The sequence below is a fragment of the Halobacteriovorax marinus SJ genome (assembly GCF_000210915.2).
GTDB lineage: Bacteria > Bdellovibrionota > Bacteriovoracia > Bacteriovoracales > Bacteriovoracaceae > Halobacteriovorax > Halobacteriovorax marinus.
The window spans coordinates 2389203-2408131 of record NC_016620.1 but is presented as its reverse complement, the minus strand read 5'-3'; the positions used below and the strand labels follow the sequence as shown (position 1 = coordinate 2408131).

The following is an 18929-nucleotide window of genomic DNA, read 5'->3' as shown; positions in this document are numbered from 1 at the left end:
GTGATGGAGATTATTGGTATGACTGGTTGCGTTAGTAAATGACTGGAGACTTATGAAAATTGTATCACTGCTACTTATTCTCTCTCTTTGCACTCTTGGTTGTTCAAAAGAGAAAATAACTCCTGCTTTTGGAATAGAGACCCTTGAGGCACAGCTAGAGGACAATGCAGTGGAGCTCTCATATGATGTTGATGATATAAACGTTGATGCTTTTGGAACAGAAGTCAGAGGTATAGGTGGAGATGTCGGGGATATTCTTCAGCGTCTTATAGCTAGCTTCGCCGATATTGAATTACAAGAGGGTGACGGGCAGTATATTGAGCTTGAGACAATGACCTATGAATTTCCTGAGCTAAATGAAATAGACTTTAATATTTTAAAAGAAGTTGAGTTTACAGGTGCAGAAGTAAGGCTTATTGACACTTCTGAAGCGGTAGTTGAAAAAGTTGATGCAAATGGTGAGGCCACTACACAAGAAGTTGTAGACCTGAGCTTCGTACAATCATTAGATGTCTTTCTTATTGTGGACAAGCTTCCAGCAACTATTACACAAGTTAAACCGACTTATCTCGACACTGAAAATCCAAATCCTATATACGACGGAAAAGATTCTACCATTCTCTTTAGTTATAAGAGGGATGGAAAGATTGATGAGAATTGTGATTTTAAGTGTTTTAGAATGAAAATTGATAATGGAAAGGTTAAAGATATTTTAAAAAATAATAGAACATTTTCAATTGATATAAGACTTAAAGTTGATGCCGTTCCAAAAGCAAATCTTAGACTCAAAACAAAATTTGATTTTTTAATAAAAATCAATCCTGGTTTTTAACCCTAATTCTTTCCGCGTTTGAAAAAAATAAATCCTTAAGTAAAATAGTAGTACTCATTAGCTACTAAAGGATTTTGTATCGTGAAGAATTTGAGCATTTTACTTGTATTACTTGTTTCATCTAGTTGTTCTCATATTGGACCATTGCTTGGAAAGATAAAGCCCCAGCCTAGATCAAGTATCGCCTCTCTCACTTCAAATAAGAGCTACGATAGCGTTAAAATTAATATTGAAGAGACTCCTAAGGTAGAGAAGAAATCTGTAGTAAAAAAGAAGGTTGTTCAAACAACTGACCCGATTGATCAAGAAAAATCATTTTTAGAAAAAATATTTCCAGCAACAGTCTCATCTGTTGATAAGAAAGGTTTAAACCTTAGATACAAAGAAAAGCATTATAATTTTTGGAAGAAATACTTCTCAAAGAGAGAGAAGGAGAGATTCCAGCGCCATATGAGTAATGGTGTTAAGTTTGAATCTATTGTTAAAGAAGTTTTAAAGGAACATAAGCTCCCTGCGGATCTCTTTTATGTTGGTTTAATTGAGTCGGGATATAACACTCATATTAGATCTCACGCCTCGGCAGTTGGACCTTGGCAATTTATTAAGGGAACAGGAAAGAGATACGGATTAAAAATAGATAGATATTTAGATGAGAGAAGAAATATCTATAAAGCATCTCACGCAGCGGCGAATTACTTTAAAGATCTCTACAATATTTTTGGTAGTTGGGAACTTGCTCTTTGTGCATATAATGCAGGAGAGTATAGAATTATTAACGCCATTAGAAGAGGGAATACTAGGGACTATAGAGAGTTAGTTAGAAAGAAATTAATTCCAAGAGAAACAATAAACTATGTTCCAAAAGTTGCTGCTGCTAAGTACCTTTTTGAAAATAGAAAGAAGTATGGCCTAAGAGCAAAGAGATTTCATTCAGATATTTACACTAATGTTGAAGAGGTTGAGGCCACTAGATCTTTCTCTCTCTCAAAAGTTGCAAAGGGTTTAAGAGTTAGTCTTAAAGATATGAAAACCTTAAATCCTGAAGTAAAGAAAGATTGGGTAGCTGTAACAAGAAGAAGACCTTTTAAATTATTAATTCCAAAAGGATACTCTCAGAAGTTTGCTAGCTTGAACTTTAGCACCAAGAGACCAGTTGCAAGAAGATCTGTTTCTCAGTCTATTTCTAGAAAGGTTAGCTCTATTTATAGAGTTAAGAGAGGAGATAATCTAACAGGGATTTCTAAGAAATTTGGCTTACCAATTAGAAAAATTAAAAGAGCAAATAATATTCGTGGAAGTAAAATCATGGTTGGTCAAAGGTTATCTATACCAATGACTGTCAGTAGATACAAAGTAAGAAGAGGGGATAACTTAACTGTTATTGCTAGAAAGTTTAATACTTCAATTAGAAAGATTGTTGTTGCCAATAATTTAAGAGGACATAGAATCTATAAAGGTCAGAGTTTAATCATACCTAGTGAAAGCTAGGCAAGTTCATCATTCTAAGATAGACTGAAGTTATGAAAATTGGTTTTGATGCAAAGAGGGCCCTTCATAACTTTAGAGGTCTTGGAAATTATAGTAGAACATTAATAAAGAGTTTAGACGAGCATTATAGTGATAATGAACTCTATCTATTTTCCCCAGAAACTAAAAAGAAAGAGTTACTAACTTGGTACCAAGGCTTAGGTGACAATGCTCATTTAATCTCTCCTCAAGGTTTTATTTCTAGCAAGGTTCCAAGTCTATGGAGAAGCTTTAAGCTCACAAGTGAAATTGAAAATAATCACATCGATATTTATCATGGTCTAAGTCATGAACTTCCCATTGGTATCGAGAGAGTCAATGCTCTTAAAGTTGTTACTATTCATGATTTATTATACTTGAAGTTCCCTCAATTCTTTTCGGCCATAGATCGTTTCACGTATCACAAGAAATTTACATATAGCTGTGAGAAGAGTGATCTTATTATTGCTATCTGTGAACAAACTAAAGCTGATATTATAGAGCATTATAAAGTTTCACCTGATAAGATTCACGTCGTCTACCAAAGCTGTTCTCCTAAATTCTATTATCATAAATCTATTGATGATCTCATTAGAATTAAAGAGAAATATAAAATACAAAAACCATTTATCTTTCATATCGCAACGATGGAAGAGAATAAGAATACTTTAGGAATACTTAAGGCCTATGAGTTAATTCACTCTGAAGTTGAGGAGGATTTAATTCTTATAGGGAGAGGTAAGAAGTATAAGCAAAAAGTTATTCAGTATATTCAAGAGAAAAACCTCTCAAATAGAGTTCGCATTTTAGACGAGGCGATAGATGAAGATCTTCCCGCCATCTTTCAATTGGCCAAGCTCTTTGTTTTTCCATCATTCTATGAAGGTTTTGGAATTCCGATTATAGAAGCACTCTTTTCAAAAACGCCAGTGGTCACTTCAAAAGGTGGGTGCTTTCCGGAAGCTGGAGGGCCGAATTCAAGGTATGTAGACCCTTACGATATTAAAGATATTTCTAAAGGTATGCTGGATATACTAAGAGATGAGGGGCTTCAAAAAGAAATGGCCCAAAAGGGCCATGAATTTGTTCAGAAATTTCATTGGAAGAATACTGCCAATGACTTAATGAATCTCTATACTACTCATCTGTGATGAGTGAAACATTAGTGAGTTCATACTTCTTAAGCTTACCAATTAACTGAACGACACGATCGTATTTAACATCTTTATCAATGCGAAGATCTATTGGCATAGTCTTCTTAACAATGGCCTTAAGTGATCCCTCTATATTTTCAAGAGTTGTCTTCTCTCCATTGTAAGCAATTTCTGTTTTTGATAACTCAATGTAAATTGTCTTCTGCTCTTTTTGAACACTCTCTCCCTTTTCTGTTTTAGGTAGATTTAAGAGCAGTGCCATCTCATCTTTTTTAAATACAGTCGAAACCATAAAGAAGATGAGTAGGAGAAAAACGACATCAATCATTGGAGTGATATCAGGAGCTGCTGCTTCTCTAGATCTTTTCTTCATGAGTGCTCCTTAAAGTACGTCGGAGAGTAGTTCTTTCTCAAGTCTTGTTTCAAATTGATCAACCATACCAATAAGGTAGTTGTGACCAATATAGTGTGGAATCGCAACAATCATACCGCCAACAGTTGTTATTAATGCCATGGAAATACCTTGAGCAAAAGATGCTGGGTTATTAAGTCCTGTCTGTGACATAACTTTAAAAGCAACAAGTACACCAATAACAGTTCCTAGAAGTCCAAGTAGAGGTGAGATAGAAGCGATGATCTTAACCGTATTTAAACCCTTCTCAAGCCCTGCAATGTGGTTAGAAAGCTCTTGCTTAGCAATTTCAATAATAGTGTTCGTATCGCTATCTTTAGTCACAGTTTTAACTCTGTCACTTAATTCGTTAGCTACTTGAGATGATCTCTTTGACTCTTTAGTTAAGATAAAGAACTTTGAAATCATTATAGCGAACCCAATGATATTTAAGGCCAGTAAAATATACATTATTACTCCGCCTTGCTCTATATAATCAATTACTCTCATTATTTCTCCTTACAATAAAAATATCCCTTCTATTCTCTTAAAGTTGAGAATTTTTTGCAACTAGTTATAAGGTAGAGGTGTGTCATTTTAAGGGTAGTAAAATAGTCGGGTTTAATTTACTTAATCTTTACAAAGTTATGACTAAGCTACGACAGATTTTCGATTTAAAGGGGTAATATAATTCTTAGATAAGATAGAAACTTATCAAACATCGGAGGTTATGTATGCAAGTTAGTTATCATCACGTAGACAAATCAAATGCTTTAAATGAATTTGTTGAAGAGAAGATGAAGCATTTCTCTCAAAACAAGGAAAAGTTCTCAAACATTAATTGGGACATTTCTAGAGAAGGCGGACTTTATAAAGCAGCAGTTCGATTTAAGGCCAGTGGTAAGATTTTTAAAATGGAGGGCAAGGCAGGTAACGCTTACGCCTCTGTCTTAAAAGTTTTTAGAAAAATGAAAAGCTCATTACCTAGAAAGATAAAGTATGAGCAAAGGCTACATAGAAAACATGCCAATCTCTTCTAATCTTCTCACACGAGATTAGATCGTTTCGTACTTAGAGTGCTCATTACTCTGCCTCCCTCCCAAGTCTCTCTCATGGGAGGGTGGCCCTAATAATTAAATTGTTTAAGATTTCTTGAGAAATAGAGAGACAGTTCCACAATTTATTGCCACCTTCTGAAATCCTTTGTTAATGGGGTTGTTGGTGATTTCTTTTCTTAACTTCAGTAACTTAAAGTACAAAAGTCACTCTTTTAGAAACCTTGATAGTTACTACTCTAACTGCCTCATTTCTTTTAGGTAAAGTTCTCGATAGAAATAATTTTGGTTGTTCTTCAATTATAGAGGATAATTTAAGGTACATATTCACGCTGCTTTTGCTTGGGGACTTAATATTACGTAGATGCTAAAATTGTGAAAGTACGGAAGCTGTTATGCTTATTAATAATTAAAGAGGATTAAATTATGATTTTTTCTAGATCTATATTATCGATTCTTATATTTTCTTTAGTGTTTAGTAGTGCACTAGCAGATGGAACAAGACCAACAAAGGCATTTCATGAATTGTTTGAGTTAAATGTTGGTACTGCTGAAGGCACTTTTTTGAAAACTCTAAAATTAAAATCATTGGTTTTATATAAAGATCCTGATAGAAATTCTCCGATCCTGCATGAAGTGGAGTACATGAACGAATCTAGTAAATATCAATCGGACTTTTATGAGCTATTTGATGATAAGAGTGGGGTTTACAAATTCATGGGAATATATAGTAGAGAGAGAAGAGGAGATTTCTACAAGGTGTTCTATAAAGGTGAATACTTTTGGACACACAAATCAAATTATCATCGGATAACTAAAGTTGAAAACTTAATCCTAGACCCTAGGGGAATAACTGCGAATGTTAACAAAATAGAATTTTTTAAAACTCCTGGAGGTGAAGTTTTTACCATTCCAGACTCTTTAAAGCGTTATTCAGAAAATAGAACTAAGAAGGTAGACTTTTTACCAAAAGAATATAAGTGGATTGATGGAGTTCTATGGGTAAAGCTCTCTAGTGAAAAAGGGTCTTGTGGTGCAGAGGGGATCAGTTATACTGAAAAACTTGAATTTTGGTATACTCCTTACAAAAAAGGAGAGAGGCCAAATTATTACTACGCGTACAAGAGTGGCTGTTAATTCATAGGTGTACTCTCTCTAAAAATAGCTTTTTGTATATCAGTCTAAAGAATTGTAACCTTGGTGCGTCGAGTGGACAGTGTTAGAGAGTAAGACAAAACGTGTCTAAAAAATTGACGGCCTCTATTTTTATTACACTCAATTCAAATTAAAGATTAGTTCTTGCTATATTTTCATAAAAGGAGATAAATGTGAGAGCTTTACTACTATTAGTATTTCTATGTATCTGCGCGAAATCATTTGGCGAAGTTTATAAAGTGAGAGATGTAGAACAGAATTGTAATCTGTATCTTGCTCCTACCAGTATATTTATGGCCAATTATGATGGTGGAAGGCTTGAGAAAGTGAGCTCAATGCCAGCACTTATCTTTCAGCGTATTGATGGGGAAATTAATCTAAAAGGGCTTTGGGCCTTTACGACCATTGAAGATAATATCTCTATCGGTGACAATAATTTTGAAGATATTATGTCACATAATTACCACTCTGTTTGCTTATCTGATGATAAGGAAGTGATTCATTTAGAGGAAAAGAGAAAGCTCTTTAATAACCTAAATGATTTAGACGCAGAGTAATTTATCTACACACTTGGAATAATGATCTTGAAGCTAACACCTCCAAGGTCATTACTATAAACAGAGATTGTGCCCTTATGCTTTTGCACAATATGTTTAACAATACTTAAACCAAGCCCTGTACCACCCAGGCTTCTAGATCTACTAGAGTCGACTCTATAGAATCTTTCAAAGATTCTCTTTTGATGAATTGCTTCAATACCCGGACCATTATCTTCCACTAAGAGAGTGAATGAACTTTCGTTTTGCTCCCACTTTATAAAACTCTCGCCATCTTGATTAGCGTATTTATACGAGTTATCTATTAAGTTTGTGAGAACTTGTTCAATTAGTGAACTATCGACGAGAACTTCTTTTGCACTATAGTCACAATGTATTTTTCTATTGGAGTTCTTGTGAACTTGTTTGAGGTTCATCAATACATTTTGGGTGATATCTTGAGTAGATGACTTTACCAGATCAAGTTTATGTCTAGACTCAATCATAGATAGATTCAGTATTTCTTGAAAGAGGATCGCAAGGCGATTGGAGTTGTGTTCAATCTTGCTGAGAGACTCTTTTACCGTTGGGTTCTCTGTAAGCTCTTTCATTCCTAGAAGAATCTGAACGTATCCCTTCATCGCTGTAAGAGGTGTTCTCACTTCGTGGGAGACATTTGTTACAAAATCCTCTCTCATTTGTTGAGCTAGCTTCTTATGGGAAATATTTCTAAATGTACAGATGGCCCCAAGTATTTGGCCGTCATCAGCAATTAGAGGGCTTGTAGAGATATCAAACCAGCCTTTCTCAGTTCTATCTGACATTTCAATTTCAATATTTCTAACCTTACTACTTGTTCTATCTTTAATTGTTTCTCTAAGTAGTTCGTGAACCTCTTTCTTTCTGGAGACTTCAACTAGTTTTAAGCCTTTCGCACTCTTAGAGTTAGACTCTCTTTCATTTAGAAAACTCTTTTGAAATCTCTTATTTATAAAGAGAACATTTTCATGGATATCAATGGCCAAGATGGCATCCGAGATACTTTCCATAAGAATTGAGAACTTCTTATTTTCAAATTGTAGTTCCTCAATATAATTTGCTAGCTCAACCTCTGCGCGGTCAAGGGTTCTCTCGACGAGATGCCACTCATCGTCTATGGCCATGGCGGACTCAAGACCCTTGGGAGTTAGCTTCAAGTTCTCTAAATTTGAAATTTTCTTAATTAATGACCTAAGTGGAAACGACACTTGTAACGAAGTCCAAAGGCTTAGTAGAGAAGTGAAGAGCAATAGGGGAATGAAGAAGATGATGATCGATCTATCGAGCGTTCTCATGGCAATAGAGACTTGCTTTAGAGGAACGGCCTGTCTAATAATATAGGACTTATCCGTTTTAAACTTCATCGCTCCGTAGATCATATCGATTTCGGCACTCTCACTATAGCGCTTTGATGTTCCAATTCCTTTTTTTAGGGCACTTTGAACCTCTGGACGATAGAGGTGGTTATCAAGTTTAGTCGAGTCGAGGTAGTTGTCACATAGGACCTTACCATTTAAGTCTATTAGAGTGTAGCGTGTGGCCCAGTTGAGTTTTAACGACTTACACCAAGCGATAGGATCAATTTTTTGAGTCGTAATTGAGTGCTTAATCAGCTCTAGTGATTCGGTTACTTGATTAATTGATTGGTTTGTAATGTAGACTTTAAGAAAGTACCTTGCAGAGAACGCTGTAACTAAAATGATTATCGTCGTTAGCAGTATTTGAGAGAGTGTAATCCTCTTAAAGAATCGCCAAGGAATTGAGTTTATAAATCCTTTAACTCTTTGTTCAGACATAACTCTTAACTCGGTATCCAATACCTCTAATAGTTTCAATTAACTCAGAGTGATCACCAAGTTTTTTTCTAAGGCCAAAGACATGCGTATCAATTGTTCTATCTGTTACATGAACGGGACCGTCCTGAATAAACTCTACCAACTGGTTTCTAGTAAGAACTTTTCCAGGTTGATGAAAGAAGGCCACCATTAATTTATATTCACTTAGGGTAAGATCTAAATCACTTCCATCAATAGAAACTTTACATTGGCTCATGTCTAGAGTGATTGGACCAAGTGTAATGACTTCCTCTGTTGTGGCATTGGATTTTTCCATTTGAGTAGATCTTCTCATTAGTGATCTAACTCTTGCTGCTAAAATATTTATATCAAATGGCTTATTAATATAGTCGTCGCCACCAGCATCAAGACCTTCAATAATATGTTCAGGCTCAGTAAGTGCGGTTACCATCAGTATTGGCTTTTCTTTGGTCTGGCGATACATTCTTAAAAATTTACAGATCTCTAGGCCATCAGTTCCGGGAAGCATTCGATCTAAGATGTAGAGGTCTATAGGTGTACTATTTTCTCTTTGCTCGACAGGAGTCTGGATAAGCTCTAGGGCACTATCACCATTTTCAATAACTGTGACTTGATAGTCCATAGATTGAAGTTGTAATTTTAATAGATCTGAAATGTCTCTCTCGTCTTCAACGACTAGAATATGACCCTTTGCCATTACTTATCCTCTTGTTGTCCTTTTAATAGGATTTTATCTTCCTTTCTACGTCCAAATTTTACATCAGCATTATGTCTAATGTCTGCACCTGATTCTAAAAATATAACATCTTCTGCGATATTAGTGGTTTGATCACCAATTCTCTCAAGGCATTTTGCAACGCGAATCACAGCAAATCCCTCATCAAAATCAACACTATCTGCTTTCATTCGTTTAATGAAGTCTCTCATAATCTCGCGGTAGAGATCGTTGACTTCTTGGTCGTGCTGAATCACATCTGTTGCAAGTTTTGAGTCGAGCTTAACAAAGGCATCAATACTATTTTTGAGCATGGCCTTAACTTCATCACTAAGTGAGGCGAGTTGTTTATAGGGCTTTGATAGCTTATTCATGCTTCTTTTAATATTTACCGCTTGGTCGGCAATTCTCTCAAGCTCTGAGTTGATTTTCATTACAGAGAGTGCAATTCGAAGATCTGTTGCAGCAGGTGTTTTTAAAGCAATATATTTGAATACGTGATCATCTATATCCGTATGAAATTTATTAACTTCATTTTCATTTTGAAAAATATCTTGTAGAGAGACATTCTCTTTTGCTGAGTTCTCTACGATAGATTCAACAGATGTTGCCATCTTTAAAATCATTTCTCTTAAGTCTGCGCTAGAAATTTCCATAAACTTTCCTAATTAACCAAATCGACCAGTAATATAATCTTCTGTTTTCTTTTGCTTTGGGTTGGTGAATATATCTGAACTAAGCCCATGCTCTATAAGATCACCTAGAACAAAGAAGCTAGTATAGTCTGCTATCCTTGCTGCTTGTTGCATATTGTGAGTGACAACAATAACAGTATACTCTTTTTTAAGTTCACTCATAAGATCTTCAATCTTAGCCGAGGCAATTGGATCTAGAGCTGAAGTTGGCTCATCCATTAAAAGCACTGGAGGATTGACCGCTAATGCTCTTGCTATACAGAGCCTCTGCTGTTGTCCACCTGAGAGACTTGTTCCAAGTTGATGTAGCTTATCCTTAACCTCGTCCCATAGTGCGGCTTTTCGTAAGCATTGCTCGGCTACATTCATAAGGTAAGACTTGTCTTTAATTCCTTGAAGCTTTAATCCTATAACAACGTTCTCATAAATACTCATTGATGGGAATGGATTTGGCTTTTGAAAGACCATTCCAATTCTTCTTCTAAGCTCTACTGGGTCGACACCTTTATCTAAGATATTTCTTCCTTCTAAGATAATCTCTCCCGTGGCCCTTGCGCCTGGAACTTCTTCATAGATACGGTTTAAGCATCTTAAGAATGTCGATTTACCACAACCTGAAGGTCCGATAATCGCTGAAATTGATTTCTTAGGGTAAGAAACTGAGACCCCTTTTACAGCATGAAAGTCTTCATACCAAACATTTAGGTTCTTAACTTCTAAAACAATATCATTACTCATGAAGACCTCTTTTGCAGAAGATTTTTTAACTTAGGAGCTTTAACTAGAACTCTAGCAAGTAAATTTATCCCAAGTACTAGGGCAATAAGAACAAAGGCACCTGCCCAGGCCTGTCTTCTCCAATCATCGAAAGGAGAAATTGCATAATTATAAATTTGAACTGGTAGTGAGGCCATTGGCTCATCCACTCTGTAACTTAAGTACATATTTCCAAATGCAGTAAAGAGTAGGGGGGCTGTTTCACCAGCAGCTCTAGAGATTGCTAACATTACTCCTGTAATAAGTGATGAGAGATTTCCCTTTACGACAATATTGAGAATGACTCGCCATCTGGGTAGTCCAAGAGCGAGTCCTGCTTCTCTAATGTGCTGTGGAACTAGCTTTAAAATTTCCTCAGTTGATCTACAAACAATTGGAAGAATGATTATACTCAAGGCCACGCCCCCAGCAATTGCGGAAAAGCCTTTTAGGGGAACAACAATGAGAATATAGGCAAAGATACCAATAATAATTGAAGGAACTCCCGTCAGCATATCAATTGAGAAGCGCAGTAGTGTTGCAACTTTTCCTTTTCCAAACTCACTGAGGTAGATCCCACAAAAGAGGCCAATTGGAATAGAGATTAAACTTCCAATGGCAACGAGATAGAGTGTTCCAATTATAGCGTGCTTCATTCCCCCTCCAATTTCACCTACTGGCTTTGGAAGCGAGAAGAAGAAATCTAGATTTAGAGAGGTAGCACCCATTTTAAATACATAGCTTACAATGAGAAATAGTGGCAGAAGTACAATAATTGCCGCAAGCACAAGGCAGCTATGGAAAACGATATTTTTTAATTTTCTATATTGGAAGTAATTCATTTCTTACTCCTTACTGCTCTTTGTTTTTTCCAAACGATAGCTCTGGCGATTGCATTTACTGTAAAGGTAACAAGAAATAAAAGTAGACCAATATAACAAAGTGCTGAAAGGTGAAGATCACTATCTGCTTCAGCGTATTCATTGGCTATTACAGAGGCCATAGTCGCTGCTGGTGAAAAGAGGGAAGTTGAAATCATTGCAGAATTCCCAATGACCATCGCAACCGCCATTGTCTCTCCAAGGGCCCTACCTAGTCCGAGGACGACTCCTCCCATTAGACCAGAGAAAGATGGTTTTAAAAGGGCGATTTTTATCATTTCAAATCTAGTCGCGCCAAGGGCGAGAGCAGCTTCTTTTTGAATTTTGGGTACCGTCTTAAGAACTTCTCTACAGATCGATGTAATAGTAGGTGTAATCATAATTGCTAGGATTAAGGCCGCTGTTAAGATCCCAATCCCAAAACTTGCTCCCTGAAAAAGCGGAAGAAAGCCTAAGTACTCTTTTAGAATTGGTGAGAGTACTTCTTTAACAAATGGTCCCAAGAAGAAAATTCCCCATAGTCCGAAGACAATACTAGGTATAGCTGCAATCATCTCCACAAAGAGTGAGACGATATTGGCAATTTTCTTAGGGAGAACTTCGTTGATAAACAAGGCCACTCCAATACTTATTGGAGCAGCTATAAGAATCGCAATAAACGATGTGACAATGGTTCCGTAAAGAAAGGCGAGTGCTCCAAACTCATCTTCAACAGGGTTCCAATTGTCTTTTATAGTAAAATCAAACCCAAACTCATTGATGGCCAATGATGAGGCATTGATAAGCATAATAATCATTCCTATCAGAAGAATGACTACAGCTACGGCAATACTTTTTATTAAGAGATAAGCAAATTTATCTTGCTCACCGTAGCTGAGGAGCTTTTTAGGACTATTAGATTGTTTAGAGATATCTTCCTTCATCTCGTTGGAAAAACTTTTATGAATATTTTCAGAATCTCTAATCACAATGTCCCTTACTTAATTTCTTTTAACATTCTTTTAACTAATGACTTTGGTAGAGGAGCGTAGTGAAGCTCTTCAGTCATTTCTTGTCCATCAGTTAGTGCCCAGTTTAAGAATTTCTTTACTTCTTTTAATTGAGTCGTTTCTTCTTTTACTGGAAGTAGAATATAAGTGAATGCAGAAATTGGATAAACACCTTTTCCTTTGGCATCTACTATTGAAGCTGTAACAGAAGCGTTCTCTGGAAGAGTTGCCGCAGAAAGAGAAACTCCCTTTACTGATGGCTTTTGGAATTCTCCCGCTTTATTCTTAAGAGCAACAGTTGCTAGATTATTCTTAAGTGCATAGGCAAGCTCTACATAACCAATTGCTCCACTAGTTTGTTTAACGGCAGCTGTTACACCATCGTTTCCTTTTGCTCCAATACCAACTGGCCACTTAAGAGATTTCCCTCTACCAATTTTATCTTCCCACTTCTTTGAAACAGTAGAGAGGTAGTCTGAGAAAATTGACGTTGTACCAGAACCATCGGCTCTTCTTACGATTAAGATATCTTTTGCTGGTAATTTTAGTCCTGGGTTTAATTTCTGAATTCTTTCATCGTTCCAAGTTGTAATTGTTCCCATGAAGATATCTGCTAGTGTCTGACCATCTAGCTTTAAAGTTCCACCAACTTCAACATTGAAGGCAACTGACACTGCACCAAGTACAGTAGGAATATGCTTTACTGGCCAAGCAGCTTTTTTCTTATCTTTGTCCTTCATAGGAGCATCAGAAGCTCCGAAGTCTACAGTTTGCTTAATGAGTTGTCTGATTCCACCACCTGAACCAATGGCCTGATAGTTAAATTGAACGTCTTTATTTAATTTTCCATACTCTGAGAACCACTTAGAGTAGATAGGGTAAGGAAACGAGGCTCCTGCACCATTTACTTTTGTGACTGCTTGTACTTGAGTAGAAATGAGTAATACGGCTAAAATTGAAAATAACTTTTTCATTGTGTTGAACTCCTAAACCATTTGTAAAAATACTTGATTAATTTATAGCAATATATGGAAACTGCTTTGTTAGGATTGTGTTAGATGACTATTTGATTTTGCTTTGCGGGGCGTGACGCTTTGTCGATGTTGTATAACCTTTTGAAAATACATAAAAAATAGGGTTTCCTCTGGTCACTTGATGGATATATGGCTAGAGTTAAGGGTCCAAAAATTCAGAGGTATCAATGAAAAAAATATATATTCTATCAGTACTGGCCCTTATTTCTTCTTGTTCTGCTTTTAAAGCATCTATTCCATATGAAAAAGAAATACGCTTTGTAAATTTGGCTCCCGGTGAAACGAGAGAAGATCATGAGAAGTTAACTAAGGATATTAGTATAGCCACGCAGGGACGCTTCGCTTCTCAGGCGGCTTACTCTATTTTCAAAAAAGGTGGAAATATAATTGATGCCGCAACAACTGCTTCATTTGTATTAGCTGTAGAAAGACCTCAGTCTACAGGCTTAGGTGGTGGAGGTTTCGCGCTCTTTCATGATGTGAAGAGAAATAAAGACTTTCCTCTCACTGTTGATTTCAGAGAAAAGGCCCCAATTGATGCTCATGAAAAAATGTTCTTAGATGATAAAGGTGAAGTTATTTCTAGAATGAGTCTGGATGGAATTTTCTCAGCAGGTGTTCCAGGTATGGTTGCCGGTATGCTTGAATTACATAAGAAACATGGAAAGCTTCCTCTTGCTATGGTGTTAAAAGATGCAATTGATCTGGCCCGAAACGGTTTTAAGATCTACCCGGAGCTGGCCCACGCAATTTCAAAGCGTGAAAATATCATTAAGAGATACAAGGCCACGTGTGAGATTTTCTGTAATAAGAAAGGGGAAGTTTTAAAAGAGGGAGACCTTCTCGTTCAAAAAGATTTAGCTAAAACAATCGAGACGATTTCTAAAAATGGAAGAGACGGCTTCTATAAAGGAAGAATTGCAAGAGCACTCGTTGGAGAACATAGAAGACTTAAAGGGCTAATGACTCAAAAAGATCTTGATAAATATGAAGTGAAATATAGAACACCAATAAGAGGTGACTATAAAGGATATGAAGTTTTCTCGATGAGTCCTCCAAGCTCTGGTGGAGTTCATATTGTAGAGATTTTAAATATTCTTAGAAAAGATGATTTAAAGACTTATGGTTTACAGCACTCTAAAACTGTTCACTTAAGAGCATCGGCCATGCAGGCCGCATTTTCTGACCGCGCAAATTACTTAGGTGATACTGACTTCACTTACGTACCAGTAACAGGTCTTACTTCAAAGAAATATGCAGACGATATACGTTTCTCTATTCCTGAAAATAAAGCCCTCAACTCTCTCTGGGCAAATATGAATGACCCATTTAAATTTGATGCAAAAGAGGGAAGAGAGCTATTAAAGAGACATGAATCCAATGAGACAACTCACTTTACTATTGCAGATGGAAAAGGAAATATTTTTGTCTCTACACAAACATTAAATGGTTACCTTGGCTCAGGAGTAGTTGTTCCTGGAACTGGTATTCTTCTAAATAATGAGATGGATGACTTTGCTACTAAGCCTGGAGCAAATAATCTCTTTGGTGCAGTTGGCGGTGAAAAGAATCTAGTGCAGCCAGAGAAGAGACCTCTTAGTTCTATGTCACCAACTATTGTCATGAAAGATGGAAAACCTGTTCTAGGACTAGGCTCTCCATCTGGTACGAGAATTTTAACTTGTGTTGTACAGACGATTATGAATTATATCGATCATAATCTTCCTCTCTATGAGTCTATGGCCGCGACTAGAGTGCATCATCAATGGAAGCCAAATATTCTCTATGTAGAGGAGAGTGGACTGCCTGAGAGAACGATTAAAGAACTAAAGCGAATGGAACATGAAATTGAGTACAAGAAGCTTGGATGTAGAGTTCAGGCCATTTCATTTGAAGATGGAATGCTTAGAGGTGTTTCTGATATTAGAGGTCGTGGACTAGTAAGCGGAGAATAAATTTCGACCCCTATGAAATAGGGGTCATTTGTAGTGGCCTTCTCTATTGAAGAGTTGACGTCACGTAGAGTCTAAAACACTTATCTTTAGATCTTCTAATTGTGCAAGAGCCTTTTTCTCTACTTTCGATAAGAAAGTCATAGAAGTCAGGAATTTCATCAGCAACTTCAAGTACTGATTTTCCTTCGTGTTCACCAAAGTCGATTACGACTTGGCATTCGTCAATGATTCCTGTGACAGGACTTATTTCTTGATACGACGCCATGTTCCCTCCCTAGAACTAAAAACGTAAAATTTTCAATGAGCAGCTTGGGAAAATTAGCGATCCCTGCAAAATTTTCCTCATAATTAATGATGTATGAGTGAAAACGAATTGTAAAAGAAAAAAGTAAATAATTTCACAGAGTTAGACTAGAAAGGTCGGTTACTTTAATTATTTCTAAAGAAGACACTCTTGAAGTAATTAACAATGAGACGAAACTCCGTAGGGTAGTCGTCGCTTATTAGTGCTTTTACTAAGTCGAGAGAATCAAAGAGCGATGTCGCACTTCTATAAGGCCTTGGTGTAATCATGGCCGCAATGACATCTGTAATAGAGACGATCATTGTTTCAAATCCACTTATCATACGAACACTCTTCTCATCTAGTTTAGAAGTATCTGGAACATGTAGATCGTTGGTTAAAAGTGAAAACATGTGATGATTTTCTATAACAGCTAAGTGAGCAGGGGAGAGTTTTATTCTTCCCTGAAGAATTTGTATACTTGTGTGAGGGTGTGAGCGCAGAAGTTCTGTATCGTCTTCTGAAAGTGTCGTTTGATCATATTTCTCTAATGGGATCACACTCATGCCAATATCTTTAAAATAACTCGTAATAAAGAGAGACTCAACTTCCTTAAAACTATAGACGTGACTTTGCTTTAGCACTCCAATTAGAAAGAGTGATGCAAGTAGTGGCTGAGCGAAAATAAAATGGTGCTTCTGCTTAATAAACTCTTTATATAGCTTCTCGTGAATCTCTGGTCTCTCATAAAGAAAGGCGCATAGATTTTTAACTGATTGATACTGTAAGTTTAGAGTGTCATCATTTGTAGGGTCACTATAAAGATAACTCATATTCAAAGTGAGTAGACCAATTTGCTTACGACCTTTTTCAATTGGGTCACCAATGGAAAGAGAGCGCGTAACACTTCTTAAGTTATTCTGTTGAAGCTCAATGAGATTATTTCTCATATCTTGATGAACAAAAATAGTAGAGTGATTCTTTGCAATTAAGTCCTTTAAGACTTGGGCGTTTACAAAGGAGTGCTTTCTTAGAATCAATTTATAAAGTCCATCCGACATTCCAAAGATATCGCATGGAGTTTCACTTAGAAAAAATAATTCTCTAATTGAAACTGGTAGCAATTGGAAGCTGAGTGAATTTTGTTTTAAAGCATCAAAAGCAGTCATAAGTTAATAATATCTTTAAATTGAAGGTCTTTACAGCGCAGGCATAAATTGACTCAAAAAGAGCTCTCTATTCACTAATTTCTGTTGAAATACTCAGAAAATGGGCGATATTTTGGGATTTAAGAGATGCTCTTATTTAGTTAAAAATTAAGATAAGACACCAATTTTAAACGTATATCTTAAGTTAACCTAATTTTACTATCAACTGTGCCTAGCTTCTCTATAGTAGTATTGAATAGCATTTTCCTATTAGAAAAAACAAAGTGGGACCTATGAAGTTGGTAGATTATATTCATTCGAATACGTTCAAAGATAATTTTGAAATTAGCTCTAATGGTGAGCTCTTTTTTCATTGGGCCAATTGGCGTGAGACTTGTAAACTTCAAAAAGACTTACTTGGAAAGGGAATTGATCAAATTGACTTCATAGATAATACTCTTGAGGCCCTTAAGACAAAAACAATTTGGTTTCAAAGAAATTTGAAGTCAGTTAAGTCAAATCTCTATGAACTCTATGAAGCTTACCTTGATCCAAGATTAAAGGTCACTTGGCATGACTTTCAAAAAAATACACTGGTCTCATTACATCATGAAGCAGGTCCTTTTATCTCTCTGACTTCAATGCGCTGGATGGATAAGTCCACATATAGTTTCTTTGTCTATAGAAAATTACTAACAGGATACTTTCCTCTACGAGAATTTAGGCTCTCTGCAAATATTGAGCTAATGGCCGAAGTTAATAATTCACCTTTAAGTCAGATGAAAATGAAGTTAACTCAATTCTCAAAGCAAGGTGTGATTTTATCAATTGATGGTCACTCATTTAATAAGTTGAAGAGTTGTGAGAGTATTGCCATTAAAATGAATATTAATGCTTTCCAAAAACATGAAGACTTTAAATCTCTAAAGTCATTTAAGGCAAATGCTACAGATGGTAAGGACTATATGTATATAAAGGGGAGTAGTTTTACTAATATCTCCAATATGAATAATGCTAGTTATAGTAATGGATGTGAGTACTTCTTTTTCATTCCTTACTCTGAAATTACATTCTCATGTAAGGAACAAACTCCATACGAACTCTTTGGTGGTTTAGTCGATATTGTAGAAAAAGAATTGAGTCATGAAATCTCTAAGATCTCAATTGAGCGTCCACTAGAGCAAGAAGCCGCCTAGTGATTTCATTGTTGTGACTCAAGATTAGGGCCAACATCACTGAGAAATAAATAAGGGTAGTTTTAAAAACTACCCTATTTGTTAGAAGTTCAGTGTAATTCACTTCTTAACCTCAATATCTTTGATACCAACTGTTCCGAGTAGAAAAACCTTATTCGATTTAAGATGAAGAACTTTTACTGGACGTCCGTCTTTTTGAATTTCCCAAGAGTCACCAATTCTCTCGATTTCTAAGTCATAGCTCTTTCTTGTTCCCTTGGCACCGTTGTAGAGAGTGTCCAACTCGATATCTCCACCATTATGAGCTGCAAAGTTATCACTTTTAAGATTTACTATCTCGTACTTGTCTCTCTTCTCAAGATTAACCCCATCAACAATTTTATCTAATGGAATAATTTCTCGGCTCGTTCTCTTATTCCTTTCATATGTATCTTTATAGAACTTCTGAATGTCTGAGTTATTGTCTGTGTCGATAACCATTTTAAAGACTGTTGGAGTGTCATCATTTGTAATCGTAACAAGTTCTCTCTCAACAGCTAGAGCATTAATTGATGTTAAAGAAAATAGTACTAGTACTAAAAAGAATGTTTCTTTCTTTAATAAAGCATTAATCATAGTCGAATTACTTTTCATTTCTCTCTCCTTTATGAATTTTGCTTGTTGGACAATGCTAATGCGACTTTGGTGCCAAAGTTTGGACAATGATTATGTAGAGTTAGAGTTGGAAAAATGGCTCCACCGATTTGTGGAGCCGAAGTGATACTGTTTTTTAGGTGTCAGCGGGCACCGTGC

At 36.2% G+C, this 18929-nt stretch carries 20 protein-coding genes; 8 read left to right on the top strand and 12 right to left on the bottom strand.

Going from position 1 to position 18929, the window contains the following annotated elements; translation table 11 throughout:
- Nucleotides 1-52: 52 nt before the first annotated feature.
- From BMS_RS11390 to BMS_RS11380, 3 genes are all read left to right on the top strand, one after another.
- Complete coding sequence (locus BMS_RS11390) at nt 53-832, top strand: hypothetical protein (RefSeq protein WP_014244971.1); 780 nt, start codon at nt 53-55, stop codon at nt 830-832.
- An 81-nt stretch (nt 833-913) separates the two neighbouring features.
- Nucleotides 914-2320, top strand: a complete 1407-nt coding sequence (locus BMS_RS11385; protein ID WP_014244970.1) for a lytic transglycosylase domain-containing protein — start codon at nt 914-916, stop codon at nt 2318-2320.
- Between the two features lie 32 nt (nt 2321-2352).
- Entirely contained in the window at nt 2353-3489 is a 1137-nt protein-coding gene (locus BMS_RS11380) for a glycosyltransferase family 4 protein (protein WP_014244969.1), read from the top strand.
- On the opposite strand, the gene BMS_RS11375 is transcribed toward BMS_RS11380, so the two are convergent.
- Both BMS_RS11375 and BMS_RS11370 read right to left on the bottom strand, forming a co-directional pair.
- A complete protein-coding gene (locus BMS_RS11375) occupies nt 3476-3865 on the bottom strand; it encodes an ExbD/TolR family protein (RefSeq protein ID WP_014244968.1) in 390 nt (129 codons plus the stop codon). The two genes, BMS_RS11380 and BMS_RS11375, sit on opposite strands and share 14 nt — an antisense overlap.
- A gap of 9 nt (nt 3866-3874) precedes the next feature.
- The gene (locus tag BMS_RS11370; RefSeq protein WP_014244967.1) at nt 3875-4393 is read right to left on the bottom strand and encodes a MotA/TolQ/ExbB proton channel family protein; all 519 of its coding nucleotides are present in this window, start codon (nt 4391-4393) and stop codon (nt 3875-3877) included.
- A 224-nt stretch (nt 4394-4617) separates the two neighbouring features.
- Here BMS_RS11370 and BMS_RS11365 point away from each other — a divergent pair, with 224 nt between their 5' ends.
- The 3 genes from BMS_RS11365 to BMS_RS11355 all read left to right on the top strand — a co-directional run bounded on the left by BMS_RS11365 (nt 4618) and on the right by BMS_RS11355 (nt 6650).
- Complete coding sequence (locus tag BMS_RS11365) at nt 4618-4923, top strand: HPF/RaiA family ribosome-associated protein (RefSeq protein WP_014244966.1); 306 nt, start codon at nt 4618-4620, stop codon at nt 4921-4923.
- Nucleotides 4924-5364: 441 nt separating this feature from the next.
- Nucleotides 5365-6075 carry a hypothetical protein gene (locus BMS_RS11360; protein WP_014244965.1) on the top strand — a complete coding sequence of 237 codons (711 nt, stop codon included), beginning with the start codon at nt 5365-5367 and terminating at the stop codon, nt 6073-6075.
- Nucleotides 6076-6266: 191 nt separating this feature from the next.
- A complete protein-coding gene (locus tag BMS_RS11355) occupies nt 6267-6650 on the top strand; it encodes a hypothetical protein (RefSeq protein WP_014244964.1) in 384 nt (127 codons plus the stop codon).
- A 5-nt stretch (nt 6651-6655) separates the two neighbouring features.
- Here the strand turns inward: BMS_RS11355 and BMS_RS11350 are convergent, their stop codons facing one another.
- The 7 genes from BMS_RS11350 to pstS are packed head-to-tail and all read right to left on the bottom strand — an operon-like array spanning nt 6656 to nt 13495.
- Complete coding sequence (locus BMS_RS11350; RefSeq protein ID WP_044557551.1) at nt 6656-8464, bottom strand: sensor histidine kinase; 1809 nt, start codon at nt 8462-8464, stop codon at nt 6656-6658.
- Nucleotides 8457-9182, bottom strand: coding sequence for a response regulator transcription factor (locus BMS_RS11345; protein WP_014244962.1), 726 nt, complete (start codon nt 9180-9182; stop codon nt 8457-8459). The genes BMS_RS11350 and BMS_RS11345 overlap by 8 nt, the downstream gene beginning before the upstream one ends.
- Nucleotides 9182-9856 carry a phosphate signaling complex protein PhoU gene (gene phoU, locus BMS_RS11340; protein WP_014244961.1) on the bottom strand — a complete coding sequence of 225 codons (675 nt, stop codon included), beginning with the start codon at nt 9854-9856 and terminating at the stop codon, nt 9182-9184. Before phoU ends, BMS_RS11345 begins: the two co-directional genes overlap by 1 nt.
- A gap of 12 nt (nt 9857-9868) precedes the next feature.
- Nucleotides 9869-10633 (bottom strand): phosphate ABC transporter ATP-binding protein PstB, encoded by a 765-nt coding sequence (gene pstB, locus BMS_RS11335; protein WP_014244960.1) that lies wholly within the window; start codon nt 10631-10633, stop codon nt 9869-9871.
- Entirely contained in the window at nt 10630-11493 is an 864-nt protein-coding gene (pstA, locus tag BMS_RS11330; RefSeq protein WP_014244959.1) for a phosphate ABC transporter permease PstA, read from the bottom strand. The genes pstB and pstA overlap by 4 nt, the downstream gene beginning before the upstream one ends.
- Nucleotides 11490-12500, bottom strand: a complete 1011-nt coding sequence (gene pstC / locus BMS_RS11325) for a phosphate ABC transporter permease subunit PstC (protein ID WP_014244958.1) — start codon at nt 12498-12500, stop codon at nt 11490-11492. Before pstC ends, pstA begins: the two co-directional genes overlap by 4 nt.
- Before the next feature lie 8 nt (nt 12501-12508).
- A complete protein-coding gene (gene pstS, locus BMS_RS11320; protein ID WP_014244957.1) occupies nt 12509-13495 on the bottom strand; it encodes a phosphate ABC transporter substrate-binding protein PstS in 987 nt (328 codons plus the stop codon).
- A gap of 227 nt (nt 13496-13722) precedes the next feature.
- Between pstS and ggt the strand changes: the two genes are divergently transcribed.
- On the top strand, nt 13723-15510 hold the full coding sequence (ggt, locus tag BMS_RS11315; RefSeq protein ID WP_014244956.1) for a gamma-glutamyltransferase: 1788 nt from the start codon (nt 13723-13725) through the stop codon (nt 15508-15510).
- 43 nt (nt 15511-15553) lie between these two features.
- Here ggt and BMS_RS11310 read toward each other — a convergent pair whose 3' ends face one another.
- Nucleotides 15554-15775 carry a hypothetical protein gene (locus BMS_RS11310; RefSeq protein WP_014244955.1) on the bottom strand — a complete coding sequence of 74 codons (222 nt, stop codon included), beginning with the start codon at nt 15773-15775 and terminating at the stop codon, nt 15554-15556.
- A gap of 164 nt (nt 15776-15939) precedes the next feature.
- Nucleotides 15940-16962, bottom strand: a complete 1023-nt coding sequence (locus BMS_RS11305) for an HD-GYP domain-containing protein (protein WP_014244954.1) — start codon at nt 16960-16962, stop codon at nt 15940-15942.
- Nucleotides 16963-17234: 272 nt separating this feature from the next.
- Between BMS_RS11305 and BMS_RS11300 the strand changes: the two genes are divergently transcribed.
- Nucleotides 17235-18137 carry a hypothetical protein gene (locus BMS_RS11300; RefSeq protein WP_044557550.1) on the top strand — a complete coding sequence of 301 codons (903 nt, stop codon included), beginning with the start codon at nt 17235-17237 and terminating at the stop codon, nt 18135-18137.
- A gap of 99 nt (nt 18138-18236) precedes the next feature.
- Here BMS_RS11300 and BMS_RS11295 read toward each other — a convergent pair whose 3' ends face one another.
- Nucleotides 18237-18770 carry a hypothetical protein gene (locus BMS_RS11295; protein WP_044557549.1) on the bottom strand — a complete coding sequence of 178 codons (534 nt, stop codon included), beginning with the start codon at nt 18768-18770 and terminating at the stop codon, nt 18237-18239.
- Nucleotides 18771-18929: the final 159 nt, after the last annotated feature.